Annotated in this window: 2 protein-coding genes; one reads left to right on the forward strand and one right to left on the reverse strand. The window is 73.0% G+C overall.

Annotated elements, in window-relative coordinates; all coding sequences use genetic code 11:
- Positions 1-108: 108 nt before the first annotated feature.
- Positions 109-645: an EF-hand domain-containing protein gene (locus KDL01_RS40895; protein ID WP_212534105.1), complete on the forward strand. Its 537-nt coding sequence runs from the start codon at positions 109-111 to the stop codon at positions 643-645.
- Between the two features lie 33 nt (positions 646-678).
- On the opposite strand, the gene KDL01_RS40900 is transcribed toward KDL01_RS40895, so the two are convergent.
- The coding region (locus tag KDL01_RS40900) for a glycosyltransferase family 4 protein (protein WP_212534106.1) at positions 679-1,677 on the reverse strand (999 nt) is incomplete at its 5' end.

The following is a 1,677-nucleotide window of genomic DNA, read 5'->3' on the forward strand; positions in this document are numbered from 1 at the left end:
GCACGGGGGCGCGCCCACTCCCCTGAGTGGTTTAGCCCTGATTCGGGTTGTCCGCGCCCGCGGCGGCGGAAGGTGAGGCTGCACAGGAAGCGAGAACGGAGGCGACACATGGCGAGCGCGTTTCAGCGGCGCAAGGTCTCGGGGGTGTTCGAGGCGATGGACTCGGCGGGCCGCGGATATCTGGTGGAGGGCGACTTCGAGGCCCTGGCCGGGCGGTGGACGGTCCAGCGCGGCATGTCCCCCGCCTCGGCCCGCTCGACGCTGCTGCGGGCGATCATGCTGGGGTGGTGGGCGTCGCTGAGCACGCACGCGGCGGACGCGGCCCGGGTCACCCTGGACGACGTGCTGCGGGTGGTGGACCTGCTGCCGAGCATGCCGGAGTCGGTCACGGCCACCGCGGACGCGATGTTCGAGGCCGTGGACGAGAACGCGGACGGCCGGATCTCGCGCACCGAGTACCGGGCGCTGATCGAGGCCTGGAACGGGTGCTCGACCGACACCGACACCGTGTTCGACCTGCTCGACCTGAACGGGGACGGCTACCTGTCCCGGAGCGAGTTCCGGCAGCTGTGGACGCAGTTCTGGGCCGGGGACGATCCGCAGGCGCCGGGCACCTGGGTCTTCGGCCGTCTGGCAGTGGCCTGATGTCCGCGGCGGTGCGGGGCGGTGCGGCCCGGATCAGTGCGCGGCCGCGCTCCGGCGGGCGAGGACGTCCGCGGACAGCTCGATCAACCTGGGGGCTACGGCGCGGGCCCGGTACGCGCGAGCCCGTCGGCGTCCCGCCGCACCCATGCGGCTGCGCCGGACCGGGTCGTCGAGCAGGCAGTCGAGCGCGGCGGTGAGGGCGCCCGGATCGCCCGGCGGCACGAGCAGGCCGGTGACGCCGTGTTCGACGATGTCGCGCAGCCCGCCGACCGCCGAGGCCACCACCGGCCGCTCGGCCAGCATCGCCTCCACGGCCACCAGGCCGAACGGCTCCTGCCAGACCGAGGGGACGACGGCGACGGCGCAGTGCCGCCAGGCCGCGAGCACCTGCGCGGGCGGCTGGGGCCCGACCACGTGCACGTCCGGGGCGGAGAAGTCGAAGTGCTCGCCTTCTCCGATCGAGGCGCCGAGGATGACCAGCGGCACGCGATGACGCATACTGCGATGCGCCTCGAGCAGCACGTCGACACCCTTGTGCCGTCCCAGTGCTCCGGCGTAGAGGAGGAAATCACCGTCGGGCGGGAGGAATTCGGGGCGCGGGCCGGGTTCGTGCGCCGCCGCACCCTCGAGTTCGTCGGACACGGCGGCCGGGATGACAGAGACCTGCGTTCGATGCGGGAGCGCTTCGGCGGCCGCGGCGGCCACCGACGATCCCGTGGCCACATAGGCGTCCACGCACCGGTTGAGCGGGCTGCTCGCGCGCAGGCCCAGGGCCAGGGCGGGGCCCTTGAGCCGGCCGTAGTGCTCCGCGCAGCAGGGCACGCATTTGACCGGGCCCGGACCGTCGCAGCACTGCTCGTTCTTGTACTGATACGTGCGTTTGGCGCAGGACACGCCGTAGTCGTGCACGTCCACGGTGCGCAGGTCGACGTCGTCGGCCTCGATGACGCCGCCGGTCGGCCGGTACAGGCCGCAGACCAGCTTCGCCAGCGTGGTCTTGCCCGCCCCGTTCACCCCGACGACGGCGAGCGA

Origin of the sequence: Actinospica durhamensis (assembly GCF_018139695.1) — a bacterium.
GTDB classification, from domain to species: Bacteria; Actinomycetota; Actinomycetes; order Streptomycetales; family Catenulisporaceae; genus Actinospica; species Actinospica durhamensis.

Coding starts and splice junctions, on each gene's coding strand:
- KDL01_RS40895 (WP_212534105.1), top strand. CDS start 109: ATGGCGAGCGCGTTTCAGCGGCGCAAGGTCTCGGGGGTGTTCGAGGCG.